The sequence below is a fragment of the Qipengyuania sp. SM2512 genome, assembly GCF_054954005.1.
Genome location: NZ_CM143134.1, coordinates 3,001,561 through 3,028,310 on the forward strand (window position 1 = coordinate 3,001,561; position 26,750 = coordinate 3,028,310).

The window sequence follows — 26,750 nt, forward strand, 5'->3', positions numbered from 1 at the left end:
CTCCTGGAGGGTGCAATGGCGACGGCAATGACGGCGGCAGCAATGATGGCGAGGACGGGCGATGTGACGGTCAGCTATCACGATAGAGTTAGCAAACTGCAAGCGTTCGACCATCTTGCGCGCAGCCCCTTCGACCGCTCCGATTGGTACGGATTGCTGGCGCAGTTCGGCAAGCATCCGCTGGTGGCCATGGCCGAGGGGCCTGAGGGCACCGCCGCGCTGCCGCTGGAGCGAGGCGCAGACGGGATGCGATCGCTCCACCACTGGTTCGCTTTCGCCTGGCGCCCGCTCGCGGCGCCCGGCCCCGAAGGCGACGCGCTGCTGCGCGCCATCGCCAGGGACCTGCGGCACCAAGGGCCGAGCGTCACGCTGGACTATCTCCCCGACGAGGACGGCAGCGCCACCCGGCTGCGCGCCGCCTTCCGCGCGGCGGGCTGGCTCACCCGGATCGAGCAGCGCGACACCAATCATGTGCTCGCGGTCGGCACCCGCGATTTCGCCGCCTATTGGGCGCAGCGCCCCGGCCCGATGCGGACCACGCTCAAGCGCAAGGCGAAGAAGGTCGATGTCGAGGTCCTTACCGAATTCGATGTTTCCGCCTGGCAGGCGTATGTCGATATCTACGACCGCAGCTGGAAGACCGAAGAGCAGGACGCCGAACTGCTCGAGGCCTTCGCCCGCAGCGAGGGCGCGCTCGGACATCTCCGGCTCGGCGTCGCGCGGCACGAGGGCCGACCGGTGGCGGCGCAGTTCTGGACCGTCGAGCATGGCAGCGCCTTCATCCACAAGCTCGCCTACGATCAGGACCACGCGAAGCTCTCCGCCGGCACCACGCTGAGCGCGGCGCTGTTCGCGCATGTCATCGATGTCGACAAGGTCGCGCTGGTCGATTTCGGCACCGGCGAGGATGGCTACAAGCGCGACTGGATGGACGCCGAGCGGCCCCGCTACCGGCTGACCTGCGTGGATCCACGGCAAATCGCCGCCTGGCGGCTGGTCGCGCGCAAGGCCGCCGACCGGCTTGCCTCGCATCTGCGACGCGGTTAAGCCGCACCGCCTGCATCCCTCCCGCCCGCAAACCGCACGAAAGCGCCCTTCATGACCGGCCAGACCGCCATTTCGACCGATGCGACCGCGCCCAGCCGCAGCCAGATCGATACCGTGCTGCGTGCGATCCTGCGCGACGTGCTGGGTCTCGAGGAGGCGCAGGTGGAGGAATTCTCCGGCGATACCGGACTGTTCGGCCATCTCCCCGAACTCGATTCCATGGCGGTCGCGGGGCTGCTCACCGAGATGGAAGACCGGCTGGGCATCGTCATCGAGGACGAGGATGTCGATGGCGAAATGCTCGAGACCTATGGCGGGTTGCTCGCTTTCGCCGAGGCGAAGTCGGTCGAGTCCTGAGCTTGGCGCTCTACGATTCCTGGCGCCCGCCGCTCCCATCCGGGAAGCGGGCCGAGGAGATCGTGCTGCGCTTCGACCGGGCGCGCGAACCGCGGCTGCTGCTGCTCCCGCCACTGTTCGACGAGCATAACAAGACCCGCCACCAATGCGTTGAAATCATGCGCAATCTCGATGAAGCGGGGGTGGATAGCTTCCTTCCCGACCTGCCCGGCTGCAACGAAAGCCTGGCCCCGCTCGAAAGCCAGAGCCTGACGCTCTGGCGCGAGGCGGCGCACGAGGCCCTGGCGCTGTTTCGCTGCAGCCATGTGCTTGCCATCCGCGGCGGCGCGCTGCTCGTCCCGCCGCGAACGCCCGCCTTCTTCTACGCCCCCGCGCAGGGCAAGCCGCTGCTGCGCGCCATGCTGCGCGCCCGGACCATCGCCGCGCGCGAGGCAGGCCGCGAGGAAAAGGCCGAGACGCTGCTGGCGCAGGGCCGCGAACAGGGGCTCGAACTCGCCGGCTGGCCGCTGGGCGCGGCGATGATCCGCGAGCTCGAGGTCGCCGAACCCGCGATCGGACCGGAGACCAGACTGATCGAGCAGGTCGAGCTGGGAGGGTCGCCGCTGTGGCTGCGCGCCGAGCCCGGGTCCGACCCGCAGCAAGCCGAAGCGCTGGCGCGCATCGTCGCCGCCGGGATGCTCGCCGCGTGAGCCGGCTGGCGCTGACCTTCAACTGCCAGGGCGCGACTCTGGCGGGCACGCTCGACACCGCGCCGGGGACCTCCGGCCTGTTGCTGGTGAGCGGCGGCAACGAGATCCGCAGCGGCGCCTTCGCCGGGCAGGCGCGCTTTGCCGCCGAGATCGCCCGCGCGGGCTTCCCCGTGTTCCGCTTCGACCGCCGCGGCATAGGCGACAGCGAGGGCCCCAACCGGGGCTTTCGCGAGGAGGGTGACGATATCGTCGCCGCGCTCGCCGCCTTCCGCGCGATGACCCCGCAGCTCGGCCGGGTGGTGGGCATGGGCAATTGCGACGCCGCCTCGGCGCTGATGCTGGCGGGCGGCGCGCGCTGCGACGCGCTGGTGCTCAGCAACCCCTGGACGATCGAGGAGACCGGCGGAAGCGGCTCCGACGCCACTCCGCCTGCGGCCGCCATCCGCGCGCGCTATCTCGCGAAGCTGAAGAACCCGCGCGAGGTGATGCGGCTGGTCTCGGGCAAGGTCGATCTGGGCAAGCTTGCGCGCGGGATCGCCAAGGCCGCCGGGCCCAAGGCAGCACCGAGCACGCTCGCCGCCGAAATGCGCGCGGGGCTGGAGAGGTTCGAGGGCCCGGTGCGGATCCTGCTCGCCGAGGCCGACCGCACCGCGCAGGTCTTCGCCGAAACCTGGGGCGAAGACGCGCGGATCGCGCGCTGTCCGGGAGCGGGCCACGCCTATGTCGAACCCCATGCGCGGCAATGGCTGCGCGATCAGGTGCTAGGCGCGCTGAGAGGCTAGATCGGGAAGCTATACAATGGAAACCTCCCCTCCCCACGGGGAGAGGTCGGGGGTGGGGGAGCGCGCCGCAGGCGCGCGTCTCTGCCATCGGGCGCAGTACACCCCCACCCGGCCTCCCCCTCAAGGGGGAGGAGCAGGCAGGATCAATTCAAAACCATCGTGTTTACCGGCTGAACAGGCTGGTCAGTTCGACATGCGTCGACCAGCGGAACTGTCCCACCGGGCGCAGCTTCTCGAGCCGGAACCCCGCCTCCGCCAGAGTCTTGGCATCGCGCGCCCAGCTCGAGGGGTTGCAGCTGACATAGGCGACCCGCTCGACGCTGCTCGCGGCGATCGTCGCTATCTGCTCGCGCGCGCCGGCGCGGGGCGGATCGAGCAGCACCGCGTCGAAACGCGCCAGCTCGTCGGGCTGGAGCGGGTTGCGGAACAGGTCGCGATGCACCGCCTCCACCGGGAGCCGCGATCGTCCGGCGGCGAGCTTGCAGGCCAGATGGGCATCGCGCGCCGCCTCGATCGCCACCGTCTGCGCCCGCGGTGCCAATGCGAAGGCGAAAGTACCCAGCCCCGCGAAGAGATCCGCGACGACCTTGCTCCCCTCCAGATATTCCACGGCATCCGCGACCAGCATCGCCTCGCCATCGGCGGTCGGCTGGAGGAAGCCCGCCGCAGGAAACGGCACCGGGACGCCCGAGAGCGTGATCGTCACCGGCTCAGGCTCCCACATCGTCTCGGCGCCATAGCCGAGATCGAGCGTCAGCCGCGCGAGGCCCCGGTCGCGGGCGAAATCGAGCACCGCCTCGGTCGGGCCCAGCCCGTCGAGTTCGATCCCCGTCAGCAGGCAGTCGATCCCCTGATCGGTCAGCGTCAGCGCAACATCGACCGGATTGCGCCCCGCCATCGGGCCGAGCAGCTTGCGCAAGGGGGCGACCATCGCGAACAGTTCGGGGCGCATCACCGGGCATTCGGCGATATCGACCAGACGGTGCGAGCGGCCCTCGCGAAAGCCGAGCATGAATTTGTGCGTCCGCAAGCCGTGCAGCGTCGCGCGCCGGCGGCTCTGCGGGGGCGAGAGATAGGTCGGGAGCAGTTCGCCGACGCTGAGCCCCTGCCCCTGCGCCGCATGCGCCACCCGGTCGGTGACGAAATCGCGCAGCGCGGTCTCGTCGCAATGCTGCAACTGGCAGCCGCCGCAGCGCGCGAAATGGCGGCAGGGCGGCGTGGCGCGGTGCGGGCCGGGCTGGAGCGTGCCATCCGGGAGCAGGACATCGCCGGGCGCGGCGCCCGCGGCGTGACGGCCGTCGGCGGTGACCCCGTCGCCCTTGGCGGCGATCCGGAGGATGGTGTCGGTGTCGCTCACAGGAAGCGCTCCATGGCTGGCTGGACGGCGTGGGCGAGCTGTCCGGAGGTGAGGCCGGCACCGGCGATCGCCGCGGCTTCGTGCTGAAGATGCACGGCTTCCTCAGCGGCCAGAGCGGGATCGCCATGCACGGCCAGCCGCGCGGCGGCGATTCCGGCGAGGACATCGCCCGTCCCCGCGACCGAGAGCCAGCTCGAGCCCTGCGGGAAGAAGCGGAGGCCCTCGGCCGCGATCAGGATCGTGTCCGGACCTTTGGCCAGCACCGCGAGACCGGTGGATTCGTGCAGCGCGCGGGCGCGGTCGAGCTTGCCTTGCCCCGCGATCCCGAAGGCGTCGCACAGCTTCGCCAGCTCGCCCTCATGCGGGGTGACCAGCAGGCGGGTGGCATCGCAGCCCTCCAGCAAATCGGGGCCCAGCAGATGCAGCGCATCGGCGTCGAGCACGGAGGGCTCGCGGGTTTCGAGCACCGCGCAAAGCCGCGCGCGTGCTGCCTCATCGCGGCCGAGCCCGGGACCGATCAGCACCGCGGCGATCCGCTCGTCATCGAGGCTCTTGGCAAGATCGCCGCCCTCGATCACCAGCTCGGCGGGAGCGTCGGGATGCGAATGCTCGCTGAGTAGCTTCACATAGCCCGCTCCGCTGCGCAGCGCCGCCTGCGCGGCCAGCGTCGCCGCACCGGGCATGGCGCCGGCGACGATCGCCAGCAGGCCGCGCGTGTATTTGTGCGAATCGGCGGCGGGCGGCGACAGCGCGGGGCGCTCGGCGAGGCGCGCGGCATCCTCCGGAAAATCGAGGCCGATCGGCACCAGCCGCTTCTCGCCCATCACGGCGAGCGAAGGCATCAGGAAATGCGCCTGCTTCCAGGCGCCCAGCGCCAGCGTGAGGTCGAAACGCGGCACTTCGCCGAGCAGCGCGCCGCTGTCGCTGGCGACCCCGCTCGGAACATCCACCGCGATGCGACAAGGGTGCGACGCGGCGGCCCGGGCGAGGACCTCGGCAAAATCGCCCTCGAGCGGGCGCGAGAGGCCGTAGCCGAACAGGCAGTCGACCATGACGGGCCTGGCGAGACCCGCGACAGACGGCTGCACGGCGCCCCGATAATTCCTGCGCGCCGTGGTGGCGGTCTCGGTCCCGGGCTCGACCGTCGCGACCACCGTCACGTCGAGCCCGCGCGTCCGCAAAACCTCGGCCACGACATAGCCGTCGCCGCCATTGTTGCCGGGGCCGCATAGCACCGTGACCGGGCGTCCGGCGGCGATCCGCCAGACATAGTCCGCCGCGCCCTGCCCCGCGCGCTGCATCAGCGACCACTCGCTGGTGCCCGCGGCCACCGCAGCGGCTTCGGCGGCGCGCATTTCCGCAACGGTCAGGACCGCGTCATTCGTCATCGTCGAAAGCCCCGTCTTGCCAGCGATAGCGGTCGCCCGCCACCCGGACCTCCACCATTGTGCCATCGCTCGCGACCTGAGCCGGATCCGAACCGTCCGCCGCGCGCAGATCGATGACGTTCAGACGCCGGAAACCGCCATCGGGATGGCGGATGACCAGCACATCGCCCGCGCGCTCGACCAAGCAGTCCGCGCCCATTTCCGCACCCGGCCCCACCGCGCATTCGATCGTCACCGCACCCGCGACCGCCTGTTCCTGCACGTCCGAACAGGCCGCCAGCGCCAGCGCCAGCAGAACCGCGCTAGATATCGGCGAACATATGCGTCTCGCTCGCCCCGCCGGGATGCGTGACCGCGCCGCTGCGCGCGGCTCCGACGTTCTGGGCATAGCGCCACAAGGCTCCGGACTGGTAATCATGCCGGCGCGGCTGCCACGACTTGCGGCGTTCGTCCAGTATCGCCGCATCGACATGGAGGTCGATCGTCCCCGCCTCGGCGTCGATCGCGATGCTGTCGCCGTCCTCGATCAGTGCGATCGGGCCGCCCTCGGCCGCCTCGGGCCCGACATGGCCGATGCAGAAGCCGCGCGTCGCGCCCGAGAAACGCCCGTCGGTGATCAGCGCGACCTTTTCGCCCATCCCCTGCCCGTAGAGCGCGGCGGTGGTCGAGAGCATCTCGCGCATCCCCGGCCCGCCCTTGGGGCCTTCGTAGCGGATCACGATCACGCTGCCTTCGGCGATCTCGCGCGCCTCGACCGCAGCGAAGGCGTCCTCCTCGCAATCGAAGCAGCGCGCGGGCCCGGTGAACTGCAGCCGCTCCATCCCCGCGACCTTGACGATGGCCCCCTCGGGCGCGAGCGAGCCCTTGAGGCCGACGACCCCGCCGGTGGGGGTGATCGGGTCGGAGAAGGCGTAGAACACCTTCTGGTCGGGGTTCCAGGTGACCTCCTCGATGTTCTCGCCCAGCGTCTTGCCCGTCACCGTCATCGGTTTGGGATCGATAAAGCCGCCGTCGAGCAGCGTCTTCATCGCCATATAGACCCCGCCCGCCTCGTGCATGTCCTTGGCGACATAGCGCCCGCCGGGCTTGAGATCGGCGATATAGGGGGTCGATTTGAAGATCTCCGCGACATCGAACAGGTCGAAGGCGATCCCCGCCTCATGCGCCATCGCGGGCAGATGGAGCGCCGCGTTGGTCGAGCCGCCGGTCGCGGCGACCACGCGCGCGGCGTTTGCGAAGGCAGCGCGGGTGCAGATGTCGCGCGGGCGCAGATTGCGCTCCAGCAGCGCCATCACCTGGCGGCCGGCGGCGACCGCGATTTCCTCGCGCGATTTGTAAGGAGCGGGAGTCATGTTGCTGTTGGGCAAGGACAAACCGATCGCCTCGCCGACGCAGGCCATGGTGTTGGCGGTGAATTGCCCGCCGCAGGCGCCGTGCCCGGGACAGGCGACCTTCTCGAGCGCGGTCAGTTCCTTAAGCGGGCAATTGCCCGAGGCATATTGCCCGACCGCCTCGAAGACATCGACCACGGTGACATCGTGCCCCTTGTAGGTGCCGGGCAGGATCGAGCCGCCATAGACGAAGATCGACGGCACGTTGAGCCGCAGCATCGCCATCATCATCCCCGGCAGGCTCTTGTCGCAGCCCGCGAAGCCGACCAGCGCATCGTAGCAATGGCCGCGCACCGAGAGCTCGACCGAATCGGCGATGACCTCGCGGCTGACCAGCGAGCTCTTCATCCCCTGGTGCCCCATCGCGATGCCGTCGGTGACGGTGATGGTGTTGAAGCGGCGCGGCATTCCGCCGCCCTCCTCGACGCCCTTGCGGCAGATGTTCGCCTGCGGATCGAGCGTGGTGTTGCACGGCGCGCTGTCGTTGCCCGCGCTGGCGATGCCGACGAAGGGCCGCGCGATCTCGTCCTCGGAGAGCCCCATCGCGTAATAATAGGACCGGTGCGGCGCGCGCTCGGGGCCGACCGAGACATGGCGGCTGGGGAGGCGGGATTTGTCGTAGCGTGCGGTCACTGGCGTCGTCCTCAAGATCTCCGTCACCCCCGCGAAGGCGGGGGTCCAGCTGACTTGGTGACAGGCGGAAAGCTCGGCTGGATCCCCGCCTTCGCGGGGATGACGATTGATTTCAAGCCTTGCGCCGTAAACGAAAGCTTATTGCGCCTCAAGCGCGAGCAGCGTCCGACTCGCAACATCGGCAATCAGCGCGGCCCAACGCGCCTGCCCCGCCTCGGTGGCGATCTGGTCCTGCCGCACCTCGATGGTGAGATAGGGGATCCCGCGCGCCTCGGCGTGGCGGTCCATAGTCGCGTTGAGCTGTTTGCCCGAATACGGCTGGTTGTCGCCGACGGTCAGGCCCTGTTCGGCGAACAAACTGATCGCATGCCGCGCGGCGCGGTCGTCCTGATTGTAGAGTAGCGCGACCTCCCAGGGCCGTTCTTCCTCGCGCGAGGCGAGGCTGGGGGTAAAGCTGTGCAGCGCGAGCAGCAATTTGGGCGCGGCTTCCTCGATGAATTCCCCCAGCGCCGCATGATAGGGCCGGTGATAGACCGCCAGCCGCCGCTCGATGTCGGCACCGATATTGCCGGGGATCAGATGCCCGTCACTCTCGGTCGGAACCACCGCGGGCTCGTCCTCGCGGCGGTGGAAATCGCAGACCAGCCGGCTGACGCAGGCGATATGCGCCGGAATGCCGTGCTCGCGCGCCAGCCGCTCGGCGACGCCTTCGACGCCGATATCGACCGCGATATGCTCGCCCAGCAGCGCGGGATCGATCCCGAGATCGATGTCCTCGGGGACGAAGTTCGAGGCATGATCGGCAAGGCACAGCAGCCCGTGCGCGCCCGCCTGTCCGACCTGGCGATAGGGTTTGTCGTCGATCATCGCAGCCTTCCTGTCATCTGCCACCATTCGCTATGGGCGGTGGCGATTGTTTCGGAGGCGGCATTGCGCGCTTCCTCACTGTCGTAGAGCGCGAAGCATGTCGCACCCGAGCCCGACATGCGGACCAGCACCGGCGCGGTGTTTTCGAGTGCCGCGCGGACATCGGCGATGACCGGGCACAATTGAATTGCCGGCTTGGTCAGATCGTTGCGTCCCGCCAGCGCGATTGCGCGCGACGACCCTTTTGGGAGCGGCCCTCGATCCACGCCGTCCCATCCCGCGAACACCGGCCCGGTGGTCAGCGCCACACGCGGATTGACCAGCAACACATGAACACCGGCAAGGCTGTCGTCAGCAAGCGCTTCGAGTTCGGTACCGGTCCCGCGCCCGATGCAGGTCCGGCTTTCGACGCAGGCCGGGACATCGGCGCCCAGCTTCGCGGCGCGCTCCCGCCAGTCGTCGGGCAGACCGAACCGTTCGCGCACGATCCGGAACACCGCCCCGGCATCCGCCGAGCCGCCGCCCAGCCCCGCCGCGACCGGCAGGTTCTTCTCGAGTTGGATTGCGAGCCCGCCGGGCCGCGGCAGCGCGCCGAGCGCCTGGCTGACCAGATTACCGAAAGGCGTACCCAGATCGCCGGCAAACTCGCCATATTGCTCCAGCGCATCGGCTTCGGCCGCACGCGCCGTCAGCACATCGCCGGCATCGACGAAGGCGAACAGCGTCTCGAGCTCGTGATAACCATCCTCGCGCCGCGCCCGGACATGCAGCGCGAGGTTGATCTTGGCGTAGGCGGTTTCGCGGATCATCGGTGCGCCCTAGCAACGGCGGGCGGGATTGTCTGCAGGTGGGTGGTCTCCGGAGCCGCAGCCTCGCCCAACGCGCTTGGCAGAGCGGCTTCGCGCGCTTTTAGAGCATTCCGATGTTGCGCAGCCATTGCTCGACGTGTCCCGGCCACTGCGTCGTGATCGGATGCTCGGTCGGTCGCAAGCCGAACGCATGGCCGCCCTCGGCATAAATCCGCATGTCCACCGGTACTCCTGCCTCTTTCAGGGCCAAAGCGTAGGCCATCGGGTGGCGGATGTTGTCGACCCGGTCGTCCATCGCATGGATGAGTAATGTCGGCGGCGCTTGCGCGCTGATCTCCACCCAAGGTGCCAGAGTAAGGTCCGTCTTGTCGTCGTTCTCTTCCCAGAGCCGCGCAGAGTAGGCGATGATCGCGAAATCGGGAACCGGTGACTGGCGGTCGGCAGCGTCAGCCAGCGGATAGGTGCGCTCGCCGGTATTGCTCATGTTCGCTGCGAGATAGGCGCCGGCAGAAAACCCGATGACGCCGATCCTGTGCGGATTGATATCCCATTCGGAAGCTCGCTGCCGGAGCAAGCCAATCGCGCGCTGGGCGTCTTCGAGCGGCAAGAGAACCGCGGGACGTTGTCCGACACCGTCCTTCTTGGGCCAGACCTGCGGCGAGCGGTATTTCAGCACGACGCAGGTCACGCCCTGCTCGACCACCCAGTCGCAGATCTCGGTGCCTTCCAGATCGGTCGCCACGGCGTAGAAGCCACCGCCGGGAAGAACCAGCATGGCCGTGCCGGTGTTTGTCCCCTTGGGCCGGTATATGGTCATGGTCGGCCGGGTTACGTAGGTCGCCCAATGCCATTTCCTGCCGCCGACGAGGGGGGAGCCGTTGCCGGTTGCTTCGGGTTGGTCGCCGGAGTCGGGCCTTGCCAGAACCACATCTTCTGCCCAAAGCGGTACCTGTGTGCCTCCCGACGTGGGTTGCCAGACGCCCTCTTGTTCGACCTTCGGTACTTCGATGACGGCCGGTGCGCTGTCGCTCTTGCTTGGCTGAGCAATGGCCGCGTTGGTAACGCCGATCATCAGCAGCGCTGCTAGACCAATTCGACTGCCCGCCATCAACTCACCTCACATATTCGGATAATTCGGCCCGCCCCCGCCCTCGGGCGTCACCCATTCGATGTTCTGGTTGGGGTCCTTGATGTCGCAGGTCTTGCAGTGGACGCAGTTCTGCGAGTTGATCACGAAGACTGGCTCCTTGCCGTCCTCCAGCACCCATTCGTAGACGCCCGCAGGGCAATAGCGGGTCGAGGGGCCCGCGAAGACCTCCAGCTCGCTGCGGCGCTGCAGGTCCATGTCGCAGACCTTGAGGTGGACCGGCTGGTTCTCGGCGTGATTGGTGTAGCTGAAGGCGACATTGGTCAGCCGGTCGAAGCTCAGCACCCCGTCGGGCTTGGGGTAGTCGATCGGCTTGTAGAGATCGGCGCGCTGCAGATGCGTGTAGTCGGGTTCGTGCTTCATCGAGATCGGCAGGCCGATCTTGAGCGTGCGCATCCACATGTCGATACCAGCGAGCACGGTGCCGATATCGGCACCGTATTTGGCGACCGCGGGCTGCGCGTTCTGCACCTTCTTGAGTTCTTCGGCGATCCAGCTCGAGCGCACGGCGGCGTCGTACTCCGCCAGCTCGGTCTTCTCATGCCCCGCGGCGATGGCTGCGGCCACGCTTTCGGCGGCGAGCATTCCGCTCTTCATCGCGGTGTGGCTGCCCTTGATGCGGGGCACGTTGACGAAGCCCGCGGCGCAGCCGATCAGCGCGCCGCCCGGGAAGGCGAGCTTGGGGACCGACTGCCACCCGCCCTCGTTGATCGCGCGCGCGCCATAGGCGACCCGCTTGCCGCCCTCGAGCAGTTCGGCGATCTCCGGATGGTGCTTCCAGCGCTGGAATTCCTGATAGGGCGAGACATAGGGGTTCTCGTAATCGAGCGCGGTGACGAAGCCGAGCGCGACCTGGCCGTCGGCCTGGTGGTAGATGAACCCGCCGCCCCAGCTGTGGCTTTCGGACAGGGGCCAGCCCTGCGTGTGGATCACCCGGCCCGGGACGTGCTTGGCGGGATCGACATCCCACAATTCCTTGACCCCGAGCCCGTAGATCTGCGGCTGGCAATCGGCTTCGAGATCGAAGCGCGCCTTCATCTTCTTGGTCAGGTTGCCGCGCACGCCCTCGGCGAAGAGCGTGTATTTCGCCAGGATTTCCATCCCCGGCTGGTAGTCGGGCTTGTGCGAGTCATCTTCGGCGATGCCCATGTCCTGCGTGAGCACGCCCGCAACCGCGCCGCTGTCGTCGAACAGCACTTCGGAGGCCGGGAAACCCGGGAATACCATCACGCCCAGTTCTTCCGCCTGTTCGGCGAGCCAGCGCGAAAGATTGCCCAGCGAACCGGTGTAATTGCCGTCGTTGGACATGAAGGGCGGCATCAGCAGATGCGGCATGTCCCATTTGCCGGTCTTGCTCATCACCCAGTGCCAATTGTCGGTCACCGGGGTCTGCGCCATCGGGCAGTCCATCGTGCGCCATTCGGGCAGCAGCTCATCGAGCGCCTTGGGATCGACCACCGCGCCCGAGAGCACATGCGCGCCGATCTCGCTGCCCTTTTCGAGGACCACGATTTCGAGGTCCTCGTTCAGCTGCTTGAGCCGGATCGCCGCGGCCAGGCCCGCCACGCCGCCGCCGATGATGACGACATCGCAGGGCATCGATTCACGTTCGCTCATAAGTCTCTCTTTTCGTCGCATTGCGCTTTGCTCTGCCTTGATTGGCGGGGCGCGACAGGTCAAGACCCTGCCAGGACGCAGGATGACCATGACCGCCATGCATTTGCAGGATTTTTCGAGCCGGGAGGCGCTCGCCGGCGCGCTCGCCTGGTGGCGCGAAGCGGGCGTGGATTGCACCTTCGCCGACGAACCGACCGACTGGCTGGCGCAGGCGGAGACCGCCGAAGTGGCGCCGGCGGCAGCAAAGGTCGAACCCGCCGCCAAGCCGCCCCCGCCGCGCACCGCGATGCAGCGCGCGCTCGCACCCGCGGGCGGGGACGAGCCGCCGATCGGCGGTGCGGCAGCGCAATACCCTGCGGATCTCGAGGCGTTCCGCGAATTCTGGCTGACCGAGCCCGGCCTCGACGAGCGCGGCCCCGCCGGGCGGATCGCCCCGCGCGGCCCGCAAGGCGCCAAACTGATGCTGCTGGTCGCCCAGCCCGATCCCGAGGACGGCGAGCGCCTGCTCGCCGGACCGCAAGGCCGGCTGCTCGCCGCGATCCTGCGCGCGATGGGGCTGGCCGAAGAGGAAACCTATTTTGCCAGCGCGCTCCCCCGCCCGGCCCCGCTGCCCGACTGGAACGCGCTGGCGGCGCGCGGGCTCGGCGCGCTCACCCGCCACCACATCGCGCTTGCCGCGCCGCAGCGGCTGATGGTGTTCGGCCGCGGGCTGGCGCCGCTGCTGGCCGGTGGCGGCGAGCTGCCGCCCGTGCTGCAGCTCGGCGATCGCAGCATCCCGCTGATGCTCGCGCCGCGGCTCGACCGGCTGGCGCGGATGCCCGGCCATCGCAAGCAATTCTGGACCAACTGGCTCGAGTGGAGCGCCCATGCGTAAGACCCTTATCCTCGCGCTTGCCGCAGTGACCGTCGGATCGGCCGGAATTCTGGCCGGTCCCGCGCAGGCGAACCAGGCGAGCATCGCCTATTTCTCGCAAGGCAAATCGGCGGCGCTGCCGACGCTGCTGTCGAACGAGGACCGGCTCTATTACGGCTCGCTGTTCGAGGCGATCGACGCGCGCAACTGGGACCGCGCCGAGATCCTGCTGGGCGAGCGCGCCGACGGCCCCCTCCACGGCGCGGCGCTGGCCGAATATTTCCTCCACCCCGACAGCCCGCGGATCCCGGTCGAACGGCTTTCGGCCTGGCTCGACCGTTACAGCGGCCTGCCGCAAGCCGAGCAGATCGCCCGGCTGGCGGCCACCCGCGGACTGGTCGAGATGCCCGCATTGCCCCGCAGCCGCGACCTGCGCGGCCAGCCCGGGCTGACGCGGCGCAATTTGCCGCGCGGGATCGCCGACGAGACCATGCCCGACAGCGTGAGCAGCGCGATCCTCGACCGGATCCGCAACGACGACCCCGATGGCGCGCGGCTGCTGCTCGACGGGATCGACGCCTCGCTCTCGCCCCAGGCGCGCGCCGAATGGCGCCAGCGGGTGGCGTGGAGCTATTACATCGAGAACCGCGATGCCGAGGCGCTGGCGCAGGCGCGCACCGTGGCCGAGGGCAGCGGGCCCTGGGTCGCGGAGGGCGACTGGATCGTCGGGCTCGCCGCTTGGCGGCTGGGCGATTGCGCCACCGCGGGCAGCGGCTTTCGCGGCGCGGCGACCGGCTCGACCGATCCCGAGCTGACCTCGGCGGCGCATTACTGGGCTAGCCGCGCGCTGATCCGCTGCCGCGAACCCGAGCAGGCGAGCGAGCAATTGCGCGGCGCGGCGCGCTTCACCGAGACGCTCTACGGCATGCTCGCGCGCGAGCAGCTGGGCCAGGCGCTTCCCGCCGAGCACACCCGCCCCGATCTCACCGCCGCCGACTGGCAGCGGTTGAGCGACGAGCAGGCCCCGCGGCTCGCGGTGATGCTCGCCGAGATCGGGCGCCGCGACCAGGCCTCCGAGGCGCTTACCCATCAGGCGCGGATCGGCGAGCCGGACGAATTCCCCGCGCTGGCGCGGCTGGCGCGGGCGCTCGGCCTGCCCGCGGCGCAGAGCTTCATGGCGTATAACGCACCCGCCGGGACCGCCGCCCCGGCACCGCTGCGCTGGCCGGTGACCTATCAGACCCCGCGTGGCGGCTGGCAGGTCGACCCGGCGCTCGCCTTCGCGCATGCGTTGCAGGAATCGAATTTCCGCGAACGAGTGGTGAGCCCAGCCAACGCCATCGGTCTGATGCAGATCCGACCGATCGCGGCGCGCGAATACGCCAGCTCGATCAACCTCAACGCCGACACTGCCGATCTCAAGGAGCCCGCCACCAATCTCGCCTTCGGCCAGCGCGCGCTCGCAGCGCTGAGCCAGTCGGGGGCGACTCAGGGCCATCTGCCCAAGGTCATGGCCGCCTACAACGCTGGGCTCACTCCGGTGACCCGCTGGAACGACGAGGTCCGCGACCAGGGCGATCCGCTGACTTGGATGGAATCGATCCCCTATTGGGAAACGCGGTCCTATGTCGCGATCGTGATGCGCAATTACTGGATGTATCTGCGCCAGGCCGATGCCGAGGCGCCGAGCCGCACCGCGCTGGCGCAGAACCGCTGGCCGAGTTTCCCGCGGGAGCGCTGACATGCCGATCGACGAAAGCCTCGCCTTCAAGCCCGTCCGCATCGCGCTGCTGACCGTCTCGGACACGCGCACCCCCGAGGACGACAGTTCGGGCGATCTGCTCGCCGCGCGGATCGAGGCGGCGGGCCATGTGCTGGTCGCGCGCGAGATCAGCAAGGATTCGAAGAACGAAATCGCCGCGCATCTGCACCGCTGGATCGACGATCCCGAAACCGATGCGGTGATCACCACCGGGGGCACCGGGCTGACCGGGCGCGATGTCACCCCCGAAGCGCTCGACCAGGTCGCCGACAAGGCGATCCCCGGCTTCGGCGAGCTGTTCCGCTGGCTGAGCTACGAGAGCATCGGCACCAGCACGGTCCAGAGCCGCGCCTGCGCGGTGCTGGCGCGCGGGACCTATATCTTCGCGCTGCCGGGCTCGAACGGCGCGGTGAAGGACGGCTGGGACAAAATCCTGGTCCAGCAGCTCGACAGCCGCCACCGGCCCTGCAATTTCGTCGAACTGATGCCGCGGCTGCGCGAGCGGTAGGGCCGATCCGCGGCCGCAGCGTCGGGGAGCGCTGGGGCCACGCCACCGGGGGAAAGGTTGCTCGCAATCGAAGCCTCTTCGACGACGACGGTCTGCCTGATCTTTGCCGGCTGTGCGCTGGTCATCGCGCTGCTCGGCACCAAGATGGCCGGCTATGCCGACACGATCGCCGACCGCACGCGGTTCGGCGAGGCGCTGATCGGCTCGGTGCTGCTGGGCGCGGGCACGAGCATCGCTGGCATCGTCACCTCGACCAGCACCGCCGCCAGCGGGGCTGCGGATCTCAGCGTCGCCAACGCGATGGGCGGGATCGCCGCGCAGACGATGTTCCTCGCGCTGGCGGATATCTTCTACCGCAAGGTCAATCTCGAACACGCCGCCGCCAGCCCGGTCAATCTGGGACAGGCGACAACGCTGATCATCCTCGTGACGCTGCCGATCATGGCATGGGCCGCTCCGCCCTATACCATCCTGGGGGTTCACCCGCTGACCCCGCTGCTGGTCGGCGTGTATATCGTCGGACTGCATGGTGCCCACAAGACCCACAAGCATCCGATGTGGCTCCCCCGCCAGACCGACGACACCCGCGACGAAGACGACGACGAGGCGACCGACCATCGCTCGCTGTGGCTGATCGGCGCAAGGTTCGCCGCGCTGGTGGTCGTGGTGGGCTTTACCGGCTGGCTGGTGGGCGAGGCCGGGATCGAACTGTCGCAGCGGTTCGGCATCTCGCAAGGGGTGGTGGGGGCGCTGGGGACCGCGATCGTCACCTCTCTCCCCGAACTGGTGACCACGATCGCCGCGGTCCGCCGCGGCGCGCTCCAGCTTGCAATCGGCGGGATCATCGGCGGCAACATGTTCGACGCGCTGTTCATCGCCCCCAGCGACGTCGCCTATTCCGACGGCAGCATCTACAACGCCATCTCGGATCGCACGGTGTTCTGGATGGCGCTGGTGCTGGTGATGACCGCCGTGCTGCTGGCGGGCCTGCTCCGCCGCGAACGGCAGGGACCGGGCGGGATCGGCTGGGAATCGGTGCTGCTGCTGGGCATATGGGCAGGCGGCGCGGCACTGCAGATCATGCTGGGTTGAGGCTCGACCACGGCGTTTGTTCCGTGTATGTTCTACGCATGGAGCAAAGCAGTGAGTCGCCTGTTGCCGGTCGCGGCGCGCAATCGCGCAGCGTGCCGACCCGCTTCGGGCTCGCGGCGCGCGAGGCCGATGGCGACTGGCGCGATCACATGGAGGCGCTGGCGCAGAGCGAGGGCGGCCCGCCCGTCAAGCTGCGCACGCAGGTGACCGAGGAGCGGCCCAGGACGATCCTGTCGTTCAACCGGTCGCCCGACATCGGTTTCGACCGTTCGGTCAACGCCTATCGCGGCTGCGAGCATGGCTGCGTCTATTGCTTCGCGCGCCCCACCCACGCCTATCACGACCTGTCGCCGGGGCTGGATTTCGAAACGCAGCTGTTCGCCAAGCCCGACGCCGCCGAATTGCTGCGCGCCACGCTGGCCAAGCCCAGATACCGCCCGAAGCCGATCGCGATGGGGACCAACACCGATCCCTACCAGCCGATCGAGAACCGCTACAAGATCACCCGTGCGCTGCTCGAGGTCTGCCTCGATGCGCGCCATCCGGTGACGATCACGACCAAATCCGACCGGGTGCTCGCCGATCTCGACCTGCTCGAGGAGATGGCACGAAAGCGGCTGGTGGCGGTAGCGATCTCGGTGACCAGCCTCGATCCCGCGCTCTCGGGAAAGCTCGAACCGCGCGCGGCCTCGCCCGCCAAGCGGCTGGCGGCGCTCGGTAAACTCGCTGCCGCGGGAGTGCCGACCCATTGCTCGATCTCCCCGGTGATCCCCGCGATCACCGACGAGTTCATGGAGGAGATCGTCCGGCAGGCCGCGGCTGCGGGTGTCGCGAGCTGCGGCTGGATCCCGCTCCGCCTGCCGCACGAGGTCGCGCCGCTGTTCCGCGAATGGCTGAGCGTCCACTTCCCCGAGCGCGGCGACAAGGTGATGAGCATCGTCCGCTCGATCCGCGCCAACGAGGGTGGGGGCAAGGACAACGATCCCAACTTCTTCACCCGGATGAAACCCACCGGCGTCTGGGCCGACCTCTTCCGCGCCCGCTTCCACCTCGCCTGCAAGCGTGCCGGCATCGGCAAGGGGAAGTTCGAGCTGGATTGTTCGCGCTTCCGGGCGCCGGAAGTCGGCGGGCAGATGCGGTTGTTGTAGCGGGCCGCCATGTCCACCCTCGTCATTGCGAGCAGCCGCAGGCTGCGCGGCAATCCATGGACCGGCAGTCCGCAGCCCTGCGCCATGGATCGCTTCGTCGCTGCGCTCCTCGCAATGACGAGGGAAGGACGGAGCGTCTAGAATCCCTCGCCCGCCTCGCCGGGCTGGAAGCGCACCAGGCGGCTGTCGGCTAGCGCGGCGGTGCGGTTGACCACTGCCTTCTGGTATTCGGGATCGGTCACCATTTCGAGGAAGGCGCCCGCGGTGGGGTACTGTGCCACAAAGCCGTCGTGCCAGCGCATCGCGTCGGGGCCGATCACCACGGTCTCGAACAGCCCGCGCCAGACGATGCTGCCGCCCACGCGCTTGAAGATGGGGCCCGAGGTCGTGCCGTATTCGCGATAGGCGCGTCGGCCGCTCCAGCCCTTGCCGGCATGCGCGTGGCCCTCGGGATACTCCGCCGCGTCGCGATATTGCAGCAGGTTGAGCATGTGGATCGGCCGGTCGCGCGGCAGGTCCTTGAAGGCGTCGAAATTGGTGCGGCTGGGGTCGATATAGGTTTCGGTCATTCAGGGTCTCCGGCAGTTATTGATGAAGAATCGCGCCAAGACGCAAAGGGCTTGCCAACAATTCCTGTCATTCTCGCGCAGGCGGGAGTCCAGCTGACTTCGCCACGTAGTGTCAAGGCCAGCTGGACCCCCGCCTCCGCGGGGGTGACGAAGAGTAAGGGGAAGAGCGCCGATTACGCCTTCGCGTCTTCGCGTCTTTGCGCGAAAAATTCACTCCTTCAGCCGATACTCGGCAAACCGATCGCGCAAATCCTTCTTGCTGATCTTGCCCGTCGCGGTGTGGGGGATGTCGTCGACGAATTCGACCGCATCGGGAAGCCACCATTTGGCGACCTTGTCGGCGAGGAATTCGATCACCTCGCCTCCGGTCACCTCCTGGCCCGCCTTCTTGACCACGAACAGCACCGGGCGTTCGTCCCATTTGGGATGCGCGATACCGATTGCGGCGGCCTCGGCGACCGCGGGATGGCCCACCGCGGCGTTCTCGAGCTCGACCGAGCTGATCCATTCGCCGCCCGACTTGATCACATCCTTGGTGCGATCGGTGATCTGCATCGTGCCGTCCGGGTGCAGGATCGCGACATCGCCGGTGTCGAACCAGCCGCCTTCGAGCAGCGCGTCCTTCTCGGCCTTGTAGTAGCGCCGGATCACCCAGGGCCCGCGGATATGCAGCGCGCCCGAGCTTTCGCCGTCGCGCGGCAGGACCTCGGTCGGATCGTCGAGGCTGACGGTGCGCAGCTCGACCCCGAAGGTCGGGCGCCCCTGCATCGCGGTCTTGTCCACCTTCTCCGCGAAACTGAGCTGGTCCCAGTCGTGGGTCGGGCCGCCGACGGTGCCGATCGGGCTGGTCTCGGTCATCCCCCAGGCGTGCTGGACGCGGGTGCCGTTCTTCATCAGCCGCTCGATCATGAAGCGCGGCGCGGCCGAGCCGCCGATAGTCGCGGCCTTGAGCTTGGGCAGATCCTTGCCCGTGCTGTCGCAATATTGGAAGGTCGCAAGCCAGACCGTCGGGACCCCGGCGCTGTCGGTCACGCCTTCGCGCTCCATCAGCTCGCACAGCACCGCGGGATCGTTGACGCAGGAGAACACGAATTTGATCCCTGCCATCGCGCCCGCATAGGGCAGGCCCCAGCTCGCCGCATGGAACATCGGCACCACCGGGAGCATCACGCTCGAGGCGCTGAAATTGAACGCCGCAGGCTGGAGCCCGGCCAGCGCGTGAAGCACGGTCGAGCGATGCTCGTAGAGGACCCCCTTGGGATGGCCGGTCGTGCCGCTGGTGTAGCACAGCATGCAGGGGTCGCGCTCGTCGCCCGCGACCCAGGCGAAATCGCCGTCCTGCGCGCCGATCCAGTCCTCGAAAGCCGGCGCGTACTCGCCCGAATCGTAGCAGATATAGTGCTCGATCGTGGTCCAGCGGTCCTTCATCATGTCCACGATCGGCTGGAACGCCGCGTCGTAGCACAGCACCTTATCCTCGGCGTGGTTGACGATGTAGTCGAGCTGGTCCTCGAACAGGCGCGGGTTCACCGTGTGCAGCACCCCGCCCATCCCCGCGACGCCGTACCAGCTGACCAGATGGCGCGAATGATTCATCGCCAGGCTGGCGACGCGGTCGCCCGGTTTTACGCCAAGCGCCTGCAGCGCCTGCGCCATTTTGAGCGCGTCGCGGCGAATGCCCTCCCAGTCGGTGCGCGTCTCGCTGCCATCGGCCCAGTGGGTCACGATCTCGCGCGTTCCCGCTTCGCGTGCGGCGTGATCGATCACATGCGTCACCCGCATGGTCCAGTCCTGCATGGCTCCCGACATTCGCATCTCTCTCCCGTATTGCTGCCCGTTGGTGGGCATGCGTTCAGGCGACGAGACGGAGATGGCTCCCCCCGCGCCGCGTGGTCAGATGCACATTGGCAAGCCCAGGGACGCTTGCCAAGCGTTCGGCGAGTTCGCCGTCGAGTTTGAAGGTGCTGCCCAGCTTCAGCGTGGGCTCGATCGCCAGTCCGGTGCGCAGCGTGGCGATGACCTCGCCCGTGCCCCCGCTCTCGCCGAGCTCCAGCTGCAAGGCAGCCAAGCCCGCTTCTTCGGTAACTTCGAGGCTGAGCGTCATCCGGGCACTGCTCGACACCTGCTCGAGCGGCACCCCGCCGCGCACGGTGATCCGCGGCGGTTCGTCGGAGCTCGGGCTGTCGAGCTCGACCTGGAGCAGCAGGCAGGTCTGGTCCTCTGCCCAGCGCAGGAAGTTCTCGACCAGGCTCTCCTCGAAACAGGCGGCGCTGAACTGGCCCGAGGCATCGGAGAAATCGGCGCGGACGAAGGGCTTGCCGCGGCGCGTGGTGCCCTTGTTCACCTTCTCGATCATCGCCGCCATCACCGCGGGCGCGCGCCCGCCGGCAGGTGCCCCGCCGGTCATCAACGAGGCGTAGCTGCGCGCGCCATTGGCCGAGGCGACCTGCCGCCAGGCCTGGACCGGATGGTCGGAGAAATAGAAGCCGAAATTGTCGCGCTCATGCGCCATCATGGTCGCGCGCGGCCAGGGTTCGACATCCTTGAGCCGCAGGCTCTCGCCCTGCCGGCTCTCCTCGCCGCCGAACAGCGCCGCCTGCCCGCTCGAGCGCTCGCGCTCGGCGGCATCGGCGACCGCCAGCAGCAGGTCGGCATTCTCGTAGACCTTCGCCCGATTGGGCTCGAGCGAATCGAGCGCGCCGGCGCAGGCCAGCGCCTCGAGCTGGCGCGAATTCATCGAGCCCTTGGGGAGCCGTCCGAACAGGTCGGACAGGCTCTCGAACGGACCGGAAGCCTCGCGCTCGGCGCAGATCGCATCCATTGCCTTGCCGCCCACGTTGCGGATGCCCGCAAGCGCATAGCGCACCGCATAGCCGTCGTCGGTCTGCTCGACCCCGAATTCGGCGACCGAGGCGTTGATGCAGGGCGGCGCGATCGTCACCCCGCCGGGACGCAGCGGCGAACGGCGGGCATCGTCGACGAAGACCGCGAGCTTTTCCGACTGATGCATGTCGAAACACATCGAGGCGGCGAAGAATTCCTCCGGGTAATGCGCCTTCATCCAGGCGGTCTGATAGGCGAGCAGTGCATAAGCGGCGGCGTGAGACTTGTTGAAGCCGTAGCCCGCGAATTTGTCGATCAAATCGAACAGCTCGTTGGCCTTCTTCGCCTCGATCCCCGAGACGGTCTTGCAGCCGTCGACGAAGCGCTGGCGCTGCGCATCCATCTCGGCCTGGACCTTCTTGCCCATCGCGCGGCGCAGCAGATCGGCATCGCCGAGCGAATAGCCCGCGAGGATCTGCGCGGCCTGCATCACCTGTTCCTGATAGACGAAAATGCCGTAGGTCTCGGCGAGGATCTCTTCGAGCTTGGGGTGCGGGTATTCGATCGGCACCTCGCCCGCCTTGCGCTTTCCGAACAGCGGGATGTTGTCCATCGGCCCAGGCCGGTAGAGCGAGACCAGCGCGATGATGTCGCCGAAATTGGTCGGCTTCACCGCCGTCAGCGTGCGCCGCATCCCTTCGGATTCGAGCTGGAAGACGCCGACCGTGTGGCCCGATTTCATCAGCTCGTAGACCGCCGGATCGTCGAGTTCGAGCAGCGCGAGGTCAATGCTGACCCCGCGCTTCTCCAGCAGGTCGGTCGCCTTCTTGAGCACCGAGAGCGTCTTGAGTCCGAGAAAGTCGAATTTCACCAGCCCGCTCGACTCGACATGCTTCATGTCGAACTGGGTCACCGGCATGTCCGAGCGCGGATCGCGGTAGAGCGGGACAAGCTGCGCCAGCGGCCTATCGCCGATCACCACGCCCGCTGCATGGGTCGAGGAATTGCGCGGGAAGCCTTCGAGCTGCATCGCGAGATCGACCAGCCGCTTCACGTCGTTGTCGTTCTCGTATTCGCGGCGAAAATCGGCGGCGCCGTTGAGCGTGCGCGGCAGCGTCCAGGGATCGGTCGGATGGTTGGGCACCATCTTGCACAGCCGGTCGACCTGGCCGTAGCTCATCTGCAGGATCCGCCCGGTGTCGCGCAGCACCGCGCGCGCCTTGAGCTTGCCGAAGGTGATGATCTGCGCGACGTGGTCGTGGCCGTATTTGTCCTGGACGTAGCGGATCACCTCGCCGCGGCGGGTTTCGCAGAAGTCGATGTCGAAGTCGGGCATCGACACGCGCTCGGGGTTGAGAAAGCGCTCGAACAGCAGGCCCAGCTTGAGCGGGTCGAGATCGGTGATGGTCAGCGCCCAGGCGACCACCGAGCCCGCGCCCGAACCGCGCCCCGGGCCCACCGGGATATCCTGCTCCTTGGCCCATTTGATGAAATCGGCCACGATCAGGAAGTAGCCGGGGAAACCCATCTGGTTGATGATCCCGACCTCGTAATCGAGCCGGTCGAAATAGATGCGCCGCTCCTCCTCGCTCATCGCGCCATAGGGCGCCAACCGCGCCTCCAGCCCCGCGCGCGCGTCGGCGGCCAGCATCCGCGCCTCGCCCTCGACATCGCCCGCGAGGCTGGGCAGGATCGGCGCGCGGTTGGGCGGCGCAAAGGCGCAGCGCTGCGCCACCACCAGCGTGTTGGCCACCGCCTCGGGCAGGTCGGCGAAACCTTCCTCCATCATGCTCGCCGATTTGACGAAGCTTTCGGGGTTGGAGCGCAGCCGGTCCTCGGCATCGACATGGGTCGATCCGGCGATGCAGAGCATGGCGTCATGCGCCTTGTGCATATGCGGTTCGGCGTAATTGGCGGGGTTGGTGGCGACCAAGGGCAGGCCGCGCGCATAGGCGAGCGCGATCAGCGCCTCCTCGGCGGCCATCTCCACCGGATCGCCGCGGCGCGCGAGCTCGATATAGAGCCGGTCCGGGAACAGCGCCTGCAGACGGTCGAGCAGGGGTTCGGCGTGGCCGGCCTGACTCTCGGCGAGCAGGCGAGTCACCGCCCCCTCGCTCGCGCCGGTGAGCGCGATCAGCCCCTCGGTGCGGCCCTCGAAATCCTCGAGCAGGACATGCGGCTCGAATTCGAGCGGGCGCTCGAGATGCGCCTTGCTGACGAGATGGCACAGATTGTCGTAACCGGTCTCGTCCTGCGCATAGAGCGGGAGGTAATCGACCTGCTTGCCGGTGGATCCGTCATCCCGCGCGCGCGCAACTCCGAGCAGCGTGCCGATGATCGGCTGGATGCCCTCGTCGAGGCAGGCCTTGGCGAACATGACCGCGCCGTAAAGCCCGTTGCGATCCGCCAGCGCGATCGCGGGAAAACCGCGTTCCTTGGCCAGCTTCGCCATCGCCTTGGGCTCGATCGCGCCCTCGAGCATGGAATAGGCGGAGAGGACGCGCAGCGGTACGAAGGGGGCAAAACTCATGGGCCGGATATGCGCTGCCCGGGCCGATTAGCCAAGGGAGCGGCGGTGGTTTTCCGGCATCGCCAGCGAGAGCTAGACTTCGTCGGCGGCCCGGATCTTGCGACGCGTATCGCGCACCGTCGACCACGCGCCGTAGAGCACCAGCGCGGCGAGGAAGATCCACACCCACAGCGGGATGTCCTGCCCGAAGATCGCCAGATAGATATAGGCGGAAACGAAGAAGAACCCCGCCAGCATGGTGGGCAGCACGGTCGAGCGCCCGGCGCGCGCGCGCTTCACCAGCCAAGCGATCGAGGCGAGGAAGAACGGTATCGCCCCGACGTAGATCGCCCCGAAAACATAGGGGTTCACATTGTACTGCGCGCCGAGCGACAGGAGCCATTCTTTGGCGGCTTCGAGCATGGAATTCTCCTGCAGCGACCCGGTGTTTCCCGGCGGCGGCTAATTGCGGTCAGAGCAGCGCTTCGATATCCGCCGCGATCGCCGCAGGCTTGTCGCTGGGGCCATAGCGCCGAACCACCTTGCCGTCGCGATCGATCAGAAATTTGGTGAAATTCCACTTGATGGCCTTCGAACCCAGCACGCCCTTGGCCTCCCGCTTGAGCCAGTCGAACAGCGGGCTGGTCTCGGATCCGTTGACATCGACCTTCTCCATCAGCGGGAAAGTGACGCCGAAATTGACCTTGCAGAACTGCGCGATCTCGTCCGCATCGCCGGGTTCCTGACCGCCGAACTGGTTGCAGGGAAAGCCGAGCACCTCGAACCCCCGATCGGCGAATTTCCGGTGGAGCTCTTCCAGCCCGTCATATTGCGGGGTGAAACCGCATTTGCTCGCCGTGTTGACCACCAGCAGGACGCTGCCCTGCTTCTGCGCCAGATCGAGCGGCTCGCCGCGGTTGGTGATGACGGTGAAATCGGCAATCGTGGTCATGATCGCGCGCTCAGGTCCGGGGAAAGTCTGGGCGCTGGGCCAGTGCGGCCACCTCTTCCGCGCGGTATTCACGGTCGCCGGCCTTTTCGATGTAATAGCCGCTGCGTTCTTCGGCAGGCATGCTCATCATGTGCCGGATTATTTCCGCGAAGGTGCCGGAGCGCAATCCCTTGGCGCTGTCGAACAGGCCGTTGTTCTCGCCGACCTGGTGCAGCGAGGCGCGGTCGTCCCACTGGATGCCCTCGCGATGCGTATCGCGGGCGTTGTAGGTGCTCGGGTGATCGGTCATGCAATGCTCCTTGTTGTCGGTCCAACGCCCCACCCGCCAAGCGGGTCCGTCATTCGAGCCGGCCTTCGTGCAGCCGCAGCACCCGGTCCATCTTCGCCGCCAGCCGCTCGTTGTGAGTCGCAACCAGCGCCGCGCTGCCTTCGCCGCGGACCAGTTCGAGGAATTGCGCCAGCACCTTGTCGCTGGTCGCCTCGTCGAGATTGCCCGTGGGTTCGTCCGCCAGCACCAGCTTGGGGCGATTGGCGAGGCCCCGCGCGACAGCCACGCGCTGCTGTTCGCCGCCCGAGAGCTGGCTGGGCCGGTGGGTCAGCCGGTGGCCGAGCCCGAGCGCGGTCAGCAGTTCCTCGGCCCGGACCAGCGAATCCTCGCGCGAGCGGTTGGCGATCATCTGCGGCAGGACGACGTTCTCGCGCGCGTCGAAATCGGGTAGCAGGTGGTGGAACTGGTAGACGAAGCCGAGATGGTCGCGGCGCAGCAGCGTGCGCGCATGCGCGTCCTTCTGGTCGACCGGCTTGCCCGCGATGCGGATCTCGCCGCCGAAACCGCCTTCGAGCAGCCCGACCGCCTGGAGCAGCGTCGACTTGCCTGAGCCCGAGGGGCCGAGCAATGCAACGATCTCGCCCGGCTGGATCGCCATGTCGACCCCGCGCAGCACGTCGATCCGCACCCCGCCCTGTTCGAAGCTGCGGGTCAGCCCGCGCAATTCGAGAACCGGCTCATTCATAGCGAAGCACCTGTACGGGATCGGTGCCCGAGGCCTTGAGCGCTGGGTAGAGCGTGGCGAGGAAACTCAGCCCAAGCGCCAGCAGCACGATCAGCGCGATCTCGACCGGATCGGCCTGCGCGGGCAGCGTCGAGAGGAAGCGCACTTCGGGGTCCCACAGATCCTGCCCGGTGACCAGCCCGATGAACTCGACGATCGGCTGGCGGAAATACAGCACGATCGTGCCCAGGATCAGCCCCGCCACCGTACCGATCGCGCCGACGGTGAAGCCGGTGGTGACGAAGATCTTGAGCAGGCTACGCCGCGTCGCTCCCATGGTGCGCATGATCGCAATGTCGCGGGTCTTGGCGCGGACCAGCATCACCAGGCTGGAGAGAATGTTGAAGGCGGCGACCAGCACCATGAAGCTGAGCGCAAAGGCCATCGCCACGCGTTCGACCTGCAGCGCCTCGAACAGGGTGGAATTGATCGTCTTCCAGTCGGAGACCACCGCCCTGCCCGCGACCGCCTGCGCGACCGGGGCGAGGATTTCACCCACCCGGTCGGGATCGTCGACCGTCACCTCGATCATGCCCACCGTATCGCCGATCAGCAGCAGCGTCTGCGCATCCGCCATCGGCATCATGACGAAGGCCTGGTCGTATTCGTAGATCCCCACCTCGAAGATCGCCGCGACGGTATAGCCGACCTGACGCGGCACCGTCCCGAAAGGCGTCGAGCGGCCCTGCGGGTTGATGATCGTGATCGTGTCGCCGACCCGCGCGCCGATGTTCTGCGCCAGCCGCACGCCGATCGCGACGTTGTTCGAACCCGGGCGCAGCGCACCGATATCGCCGCTCACCACCTTGGCAGCCATATCGGCGATGTCCTGCGCGGTGTTGCCGCGTACCAGAATCGCCTCGACCCGGCCGTTGAAACTGGTCAGCAGCGGCTGCTCGATCAGCGGCGAGGCCTCGACCACGCCGGGGGTCGAGCGCACCTGTTCGAGGATATCCTCCCAATCGTCCATCCGCCCGCCATAGGCCTGGACGATGGCATGGCCGTTGAGCCCGACGATCTTGTCCAGCAGTTCGGCGCGAAACCCGTTCATCACGCTCATCACGATGACCAGCATCGCGACCGACAGCATCACCACGCCCACCGAGATCCCGGCGACGAGCGCGATGAAGGCCTCGCTCTTGCCGGGCAGCAAATAGCGCTTGGCGATGGTCCATTCGAAAGGGGAAAGCAGCAAGATCGGGGTTTCGCCGGGCGGTTGCAGGAGAGCAGCGCTCTAGGGAGGCTTTCCTTTCGCTGCAATGAAATCCCGGCGTGAGCCGCTCCGGCTTCTCCGCGGCCGAGGTGAAGCCGATCATGCACGGCCCGTCGCGCTGGCCTTGTAATCGGCGCGTAACATCGCCATTGGCACCCCCGAGCGGACGGCCCGGCGGCCACCCC

The 26,750-nt window shown here is 67.8% G+C and carries 25 protein-coding genes; 9 read left to right on the forward strand and 16 right to left on the reverse strand.

Annotated elements, in window-relative coordinates; genetic code table 11:
* The first annotated feature begins 27 nt into the window (after nucleotides 1-27).
* The 4 genes from ACQ5J0_RS14750 to ACQ5J0_RS14765 are packed head-to-tail and all read left to right on the forward strand — an operon-like array spanning nucleotide 28 to nucleotide 2,875.
* Entirely contained in the window at nucleotides 28-1,047 is a 1,020-nt protein-coding gene (locus ACQ5J0_RS14750) for a GNAT family N-acetyltransferase (RefSeq protein WP_462568333.1), read from the forward strand.
* Between the two features lie 51 nt (nucleotides 1,048-1,098).
* A complete protein-coding gene (locus tag ACQ5J0_RS14755; RefSeq protein ID WP_462568334.1) occupies nucleotides 1,099-1,404 on the forward strand; it encodes an acyl carrier protein in 306 nt (101 codons plus the stop codon).
* A 2-nt stretch (nucleotides 1,405-1,406) separates the two neighbouring features.
* On the forward strand, nucleotides 1,407-2,093 hold the full coding sequence (locus ACQ5J0_RS14760; protein WP_462568335.1) for an alpha/beta hydrolase family protein: 687 nt from the start codon (nucleotides 1,407-1,409) through the stop codon (nucleotides 2,091-2,093).
* The gene (locus ACQ5J0_RS14765) at nucleotides 2,090-2,875 is read left to right on the forward strand and encodes a hydrolase 1, exosortase A system-associated (RefSeq protein ID WP_462568336.1); all 786 of its coding nucleotides are present in this window, start codon (nucleotides 2,090-2,092) and stop codon (nucleotides 2,873-2,875) included. The genes ACQ5J0_RS14760 and ACQ5J0_RS14765 overlap by 4 nt, the downstream gene beginning before the upstream one ends.
* 163 nt (nucleotides 2,876-3,038) lie before the next feature.
* On the opposite strand, the gene ACQ5J0_RS14770 is transcribed toward ACQ5J0_RS14765, so the two are convergent.
* The 8 genes from ACQ5J0_RS14770 to ACQ5J0_RS14805 all read right to left on the reverse strand — a co-directional run bounded on the left by ACQ5J0_RS14770 (nucleotide 3,039) and on the right by ACQ5J0_RS14805 (nucleotide 12,084).
* Nucleotides 3,039-4,232, reverse strand: coding sequence for a class I SAM-dependent RNA methyltransferase (locus ACQ5J0_RS14770; RefSeq protein WP_462568337.1), 1,194 nt, complete (start codon nucleotides 4,230-4,232; stop codon nucleotides 3,039-3,041).
* Nucleotides 4,229-5,620: an NAD(P)H-hydrate dehydratase gene (locus ACQ5J0_RS14775; RefSeq protein WP_462568338.1), complete on the reverse strand. Its 1,392-nt coding sequence runs from the start codon at nucleotides 5,618-5,620 to the stop codon at nucleotides 4,229-4,231. Before ACQ5J0_RS14775 ends, ACQ5J0_RS14770 begins: the two co-directional genes overlap by 4 nt.
* Entirely contained in the window at nucleotides 5,610-5,882 is a 273-nt protein-coding gene (locus ACQ5J0_RS14780; protein ID WP_462568339.1) for a hypothetical protein, read from the reverse strand. The genes ACQ5J0_RS14775 and ACQ5J0_RS14780 overlap by 11 nt, the downstream gene beginning before the upstream one ends.
* Nucleotides 5,883-5,922: 40 nt before the next feature.
* On the reverse strand, nucleotides 5,923-7,644 hold the full coding sequence (gene ilvD, locus ACQ5J0_RS14785; RefSeq protein WP_462568340.1) for a dihydroxy-acid dehydratase: 1,722 nt from the start codon (nucleotides 7,642-7,644) through the stop codon (nucleotides 5,923-5,925).
* Between the two features lie 138 nt (nucleotides 7,645-7,782).
* On the reverse strand, nucleotides 7,783-8,511 hold the full coding sequence (locus tag ACQ5J0_RS14790; RefSeq protein WP_462568341.1) for an N-formylglutamate amidohydrolase: 729 nt from the start codon (nucleotides 8,509-8,511) through the stop codon (nucleotides 7,783-7,785).
* The gene (locus ACQ5J0_RS14795) at nucleotides 8,508-9,320 is read right to left on the reverse strand and encodes a 4-(cytidine 5'-diphospho)-2-C-methyl-D-erythritol kinase (protein WP_462568342.1); all 813 of its coding nucleotides are present in this window, start codon (nucleotides 9,318-9,320) and stop codon (nucleotides 8,508-8,510) included. Before ACQ5J0_RS14795 ends, ACQ5J0_RS14790 begins: the two co-directional genes overlap by 4 nt.
* A gap of 100 nt (nucleotides 9,321-9,420) precedes the next feature.
* Nucleotides 9,421-10,392 (reverse strand): alpha/beta hydrolase, encoded by a 972-nt coding sequence (locus ACQ5J0_RS14800; RefSeq protein WP_462568343.1) that lies wholly within the window; start codon nucleotides 10,390-10,392, stop codon nucleotides 9,421-9,423.
* A 45-nt stretch (nucleotides 10,393-10,437) separates the two neighbouring features.
* Nucleotides 10,438-12,084, reverse strand: a complete 1,647-nt coding sequence (locus ACQ5J0_RS14805; protein ID WP_462568344.1) for an electron transfer flavoprotein-ubiquinone oxidoreductase — start codon at nucleotides 12,082-12,084, stop codon at nucleotides 10,438-10,440.
* A gap of 82 nt (nucleotides 12,085-12,166) precedes the next feature.
* Between ACQ5J0_RS14805 and ACQ5J0_RS14810 the strand changes: the two genes are divergently transcribed.
* From ACQ5J0_RS14810 to ACQ5J0_RS14830, 5 genes are read left to right on the forward strand one after another with little or no spacing between them, the layout of a single operon-like run.
* Nucleotides 12,167-12,958, forward strand: a complete 792-nt coding sequence (locus ACQ5J0_RS14810; protein WP_462568345.1) for a uracil-DNA glycosylase family protein — start codon at nucleotides 12,167-12,169, stop codon at nucleotides 12,956-12,958.
* A complete protein-coding gene (locus ACQ5J0_RS14815) occupies nucleotides 12,951-14,678 on the forward strand; it encodes a lytic transglycosylase domain-containing protein (protein ID WP_462568346.1) in 1,728 nt (575 codons plus the stop codon). The genes ACQ5J0_RS14810 and ACQ5J0_RS14815 overlap by 8 nt, the downstream gene beginning before the upstream one ends.
* 1 nt (nucleotide 14,679) lies before the next feature.
* A complete protein-coding gene (gene moaB, locus ACQ5J0_RS14820) occupies nucleotides 14,680-15,207 on the forward strand; it encodes a molybdenum cofactor biosynthesis protein B (protein WP_462568347.1) in 528 nt (175 codons plus the stop codon).
* A 57-nt stretch (nucleotides 15,208-15,264) separates the two neighbouring features.
* Nucleotides 15,265-16,299, forward strand: coding sequence for a sodium:calcium antiporter (locus ACQ5J0_RS14825; RefSeq protein WP_462568348.1), 1,035 nt, complete (start codon nucleotides 15,265-15,267; stop codon nucleotides 16,297-16,299).
* Between the two features lie 38 nt (nucleotides 16,300-16,337).
* Complete coding sequence (locus ACQ5J0_RS14830; RefSeq protein ID WP_462568349.1) at nucleotides 16,338-17,447, forward strand: PA0069 family radical SAM protein; 1,110 nt, start codon at nucleotides 16,338-16,340, stop codon at nucleotides 17,445-17,447.
* A gap of 137 nt (nucleotides 17,448-17,584) precedes the next feature.
* Here ACQ5J0_RS14830 and ACQ5J0_RS14835 read toward each other — a convergent pair whose 3' ends face one another.
* The 8 genes from ACQ5J0_RS14835 to ACQ5J0_RS14870 all read right to left on the reverse strand — a co-directional run bounded on the left by ACQ5J0_RS14835 (nucleotide 17,585) and on the right by ACQ5J0_RS14870 (nucleotide 26,547).
* Nucleotides 17,585-18,016, reverse strand: a complete 432-nt coding sequence (locus ACQ5J0_RS14835; protein WP_462568350.1) for a DUF1330 domain-containing protein — start codon at nucleotides 18,014-18,016, stop codon at nucleotides 17,585-17,587.
* 210 nt (nucleotides 18,017-18,226) lie between these two features.
* Nucleotides 18,227-19,825 (reverse strand): long-chain fatty acid--CoA ligase, encoded by a 1,599-nt coding sequence (locus ACQ5J0_RS14840; RefSeq protein ID WP_462568351.1) that lies wholly within the window; start codon nucleotides 19,823-19,825, stop codon nucleotides 18,227-18,229.
* A gap of 43 nt (nucleotides 19,826-19,868) precedes the next feature.
* Nucleotides 19,869-23,369 carry a DNA polymerase III subunit alpha gene (gene dnaE, locus ACQ5J0_RS14845; protein WP_462568352.1) on the reverse strand — a complete coding sequence of 1,167 codons (3,501 nt, stop codon included), beginning with the start codon at nucleotides 23,367-23,369 and terminating at the stop codon, nucleotides 19,869-19,871.
* A gap of 72 nt (nucleotides 23,370-23,441) precedes the next feature.
* Nucleotides 23,442-23,771 carry a hypothetical protein gene (locus ACQ5J0_RS14850; RefSeq protein ID WP_462568353.1) on the reverse strand — a complete coding sequence of 110 codons (330 nt, stop codon included), beginning with the start codon at nucleotides 23,769-23,771 and terminating at the stop codon, nucleotides 23,442-23,444.
* Between the two features lie 49 nt (nucleotides 23,772-23,820).
* Entirely contained in the window at nucleotides 23,821-24,300 is a 480-nt protein-coding gene (locus tag ACQ5J0_RS14855) for a glutathione peroxidase (protein WP_462568354.1), read from the reverse strand.
* A 10-nt stretch (nucleotides 24,301-24,310) separates the two neighbouring features.
* Entirely contained in the window at nucleotides 24,311-24,589 is a 279-nt protein-coding gene (locus ACQ5J0_RS14860; protein ID WP_462568355.1) for a hypothetical protein, read from the reverse strand.
* A 49-nt stretch (nucleotides 24,590-24,638) separates the two neighbouring features.
* Nucleotides 24,639-25,313, reverse strand: coding sequence for an ABC transporter ATP-binding protein (locus tag ACQ5J0_RS14865; RefSeq protein WP_462568356.1), 675 nt, complete (start codon nucleotides 25,311-25,313; stop codon nucleotides 24,639-24,641).
* The gene (locus ACQ5J0_RS14870) at nucleotides 25,306-26,547 is read right to left on the reverse strand and encodes a lipoprotein-releasing ABC transporter permease subunit (protein WP_462568357.1); all 1,242 of its coding nucleotides are present in this window, start codon (nucleotides 26,545-26,547) and stop codon (nucleotides 25,306-25,308) included. Before ACQ5J0_RS14870 ends, ACQ5J0_RS14865 begins: the two co-directional genes overlap by 8 nt.
* Between the last annotated feature and the right edge of the window lie 203 nt (nucleotides 26,548-26,750).

Bases quoted from the DNA above. Each gene is read 5' to 3' on its own strand.
- ACQ5J0_RS14775 (WP_462568338.1), bottom strand. From the start codon at position 5,620: ATGACGAATGACGCGGTCCTGACCGTTGCGGAAATGCGCGCCGCCGAA.
- ACQ5J0_RS14835 (WP_462568350.1), bottom strand. From the start codon at position 18,016: ATGACCGAAACCTATATCGACCCCAGCCGCACCAATTTCGACGCCTTC.
- ACQ5J0_RS14850 (WP_462568353.1), bottom strand. From the start codon at position 23,771: ATGCTCGAAGCCGCCAAAGAATGGCTCCTGTCGCTCGGCGCGCAGTAC.
- ACQ5J0_RS14800 (WP_462568343.1), bottom strand. From the start codon at position 10,392: ATGATCGGCGTTACCAACGCGGCCATTGCTCAGCCAAGCAAGAGCGAC.
- ACQ5J0_RS14815 (WP_462568346.1), top strand. From the start codon at position 12,951: ATGCGTAAGACCCTTATCCTCGCGCTTGCCGCAGTGACCGTCGGATCG.
- dnaE (WP_462568352.1), bottom strand. From the start codon at position 23,369: ATGAGTTTTGCCCCCTTCGTACCGCTGCGCGTCCTCTCCGCCTATTCC.
- ACQ5J0_RS14840 (WP_462568351.1), bottom strand. From the start codon at position 19,825: ATGTCGGGAGCCATGCAGGACTGGACCATGCGGGTGACGCATGTGATC.
- ACQ5J0_RS14750 (WP_462568333.1), top strand. From the start codon at position 28: ATGACGGCGGCAGCAATGATGGCGAGGACGGGCGATGTGACGGTCAGC.
- ACQ5J0_RS14795 (WP_462568342.1), bottom strand. From the start codon at position 9,320: ATGATCCGCGAAACCGCCTACGCCAAGATCAACCTCGCGCTGCATGTC.
- ACQ5J0_RS14860 (WP_462568355.1), bottom strand. From the start codon at position 24,589: ATGACCGATCACCCGAGCACCTACAACGCCCGCGATACGCATCGCGAG.
- ACQ5J0_RS14790 (WP_462568341.1), bottom strand. From the start codon at position 8,511: ATGATCGACGACAAACCCTATCGCCAGGTCGGACAGGCGGGCGCGCAC.
- ACQ5J0_RS14805 (WP_462568344.1), bottom strand. From the start codon at position 12,084: ATGAGCGAACGTGAATCGATGCCCTGCGATGTCGTCATCATCGGCGGC.
- ACQ5J0_RS14755 (WP_462568334.1), top strand. From the start codon at position 1,099: ATGACCGGCCAGACCGCCATTTCGACCGATGCGACCGCGCCCAGCCGC.
- ACQ5J0_RS14830 (WP_462568349.1), top strand. From the start codon at position 16,338: ATGGAGCAAAGCAGTGAGTCGCCTGTTGCCGGTCGCGGCGCGCAATCG.
- ACQ5J0_RS14865 (WP_462568356.1), bottom strand. From the start codon at position 25,313: ATGAATGAGCCGGTTCTCGAATTGCGCGGGCTGACCCGCAGCTTCGAA.
- ACQ5J0_RS14855 (WP_462568354.1), bottom strand. From the start codon at position 24,300: ATGACCACGATTGCCGATTTCACCGTCATCACCAACCGCGGCGAGCCG.
- ACQ5J0_RS14810 (WP_462568345.1), top strand. From the start codon at position 12,167: ATGACCATGACCGCCATGCATTTGCAGGATTTTTCGAGCCGGGAGGCG.
- moaB (WP_462568347.1), top strand. From the start codon at position 14,680: ATGCCGATCGACGAAAGCCTCGCCTTCAAGCCCGTCCGCATCGCGCTG.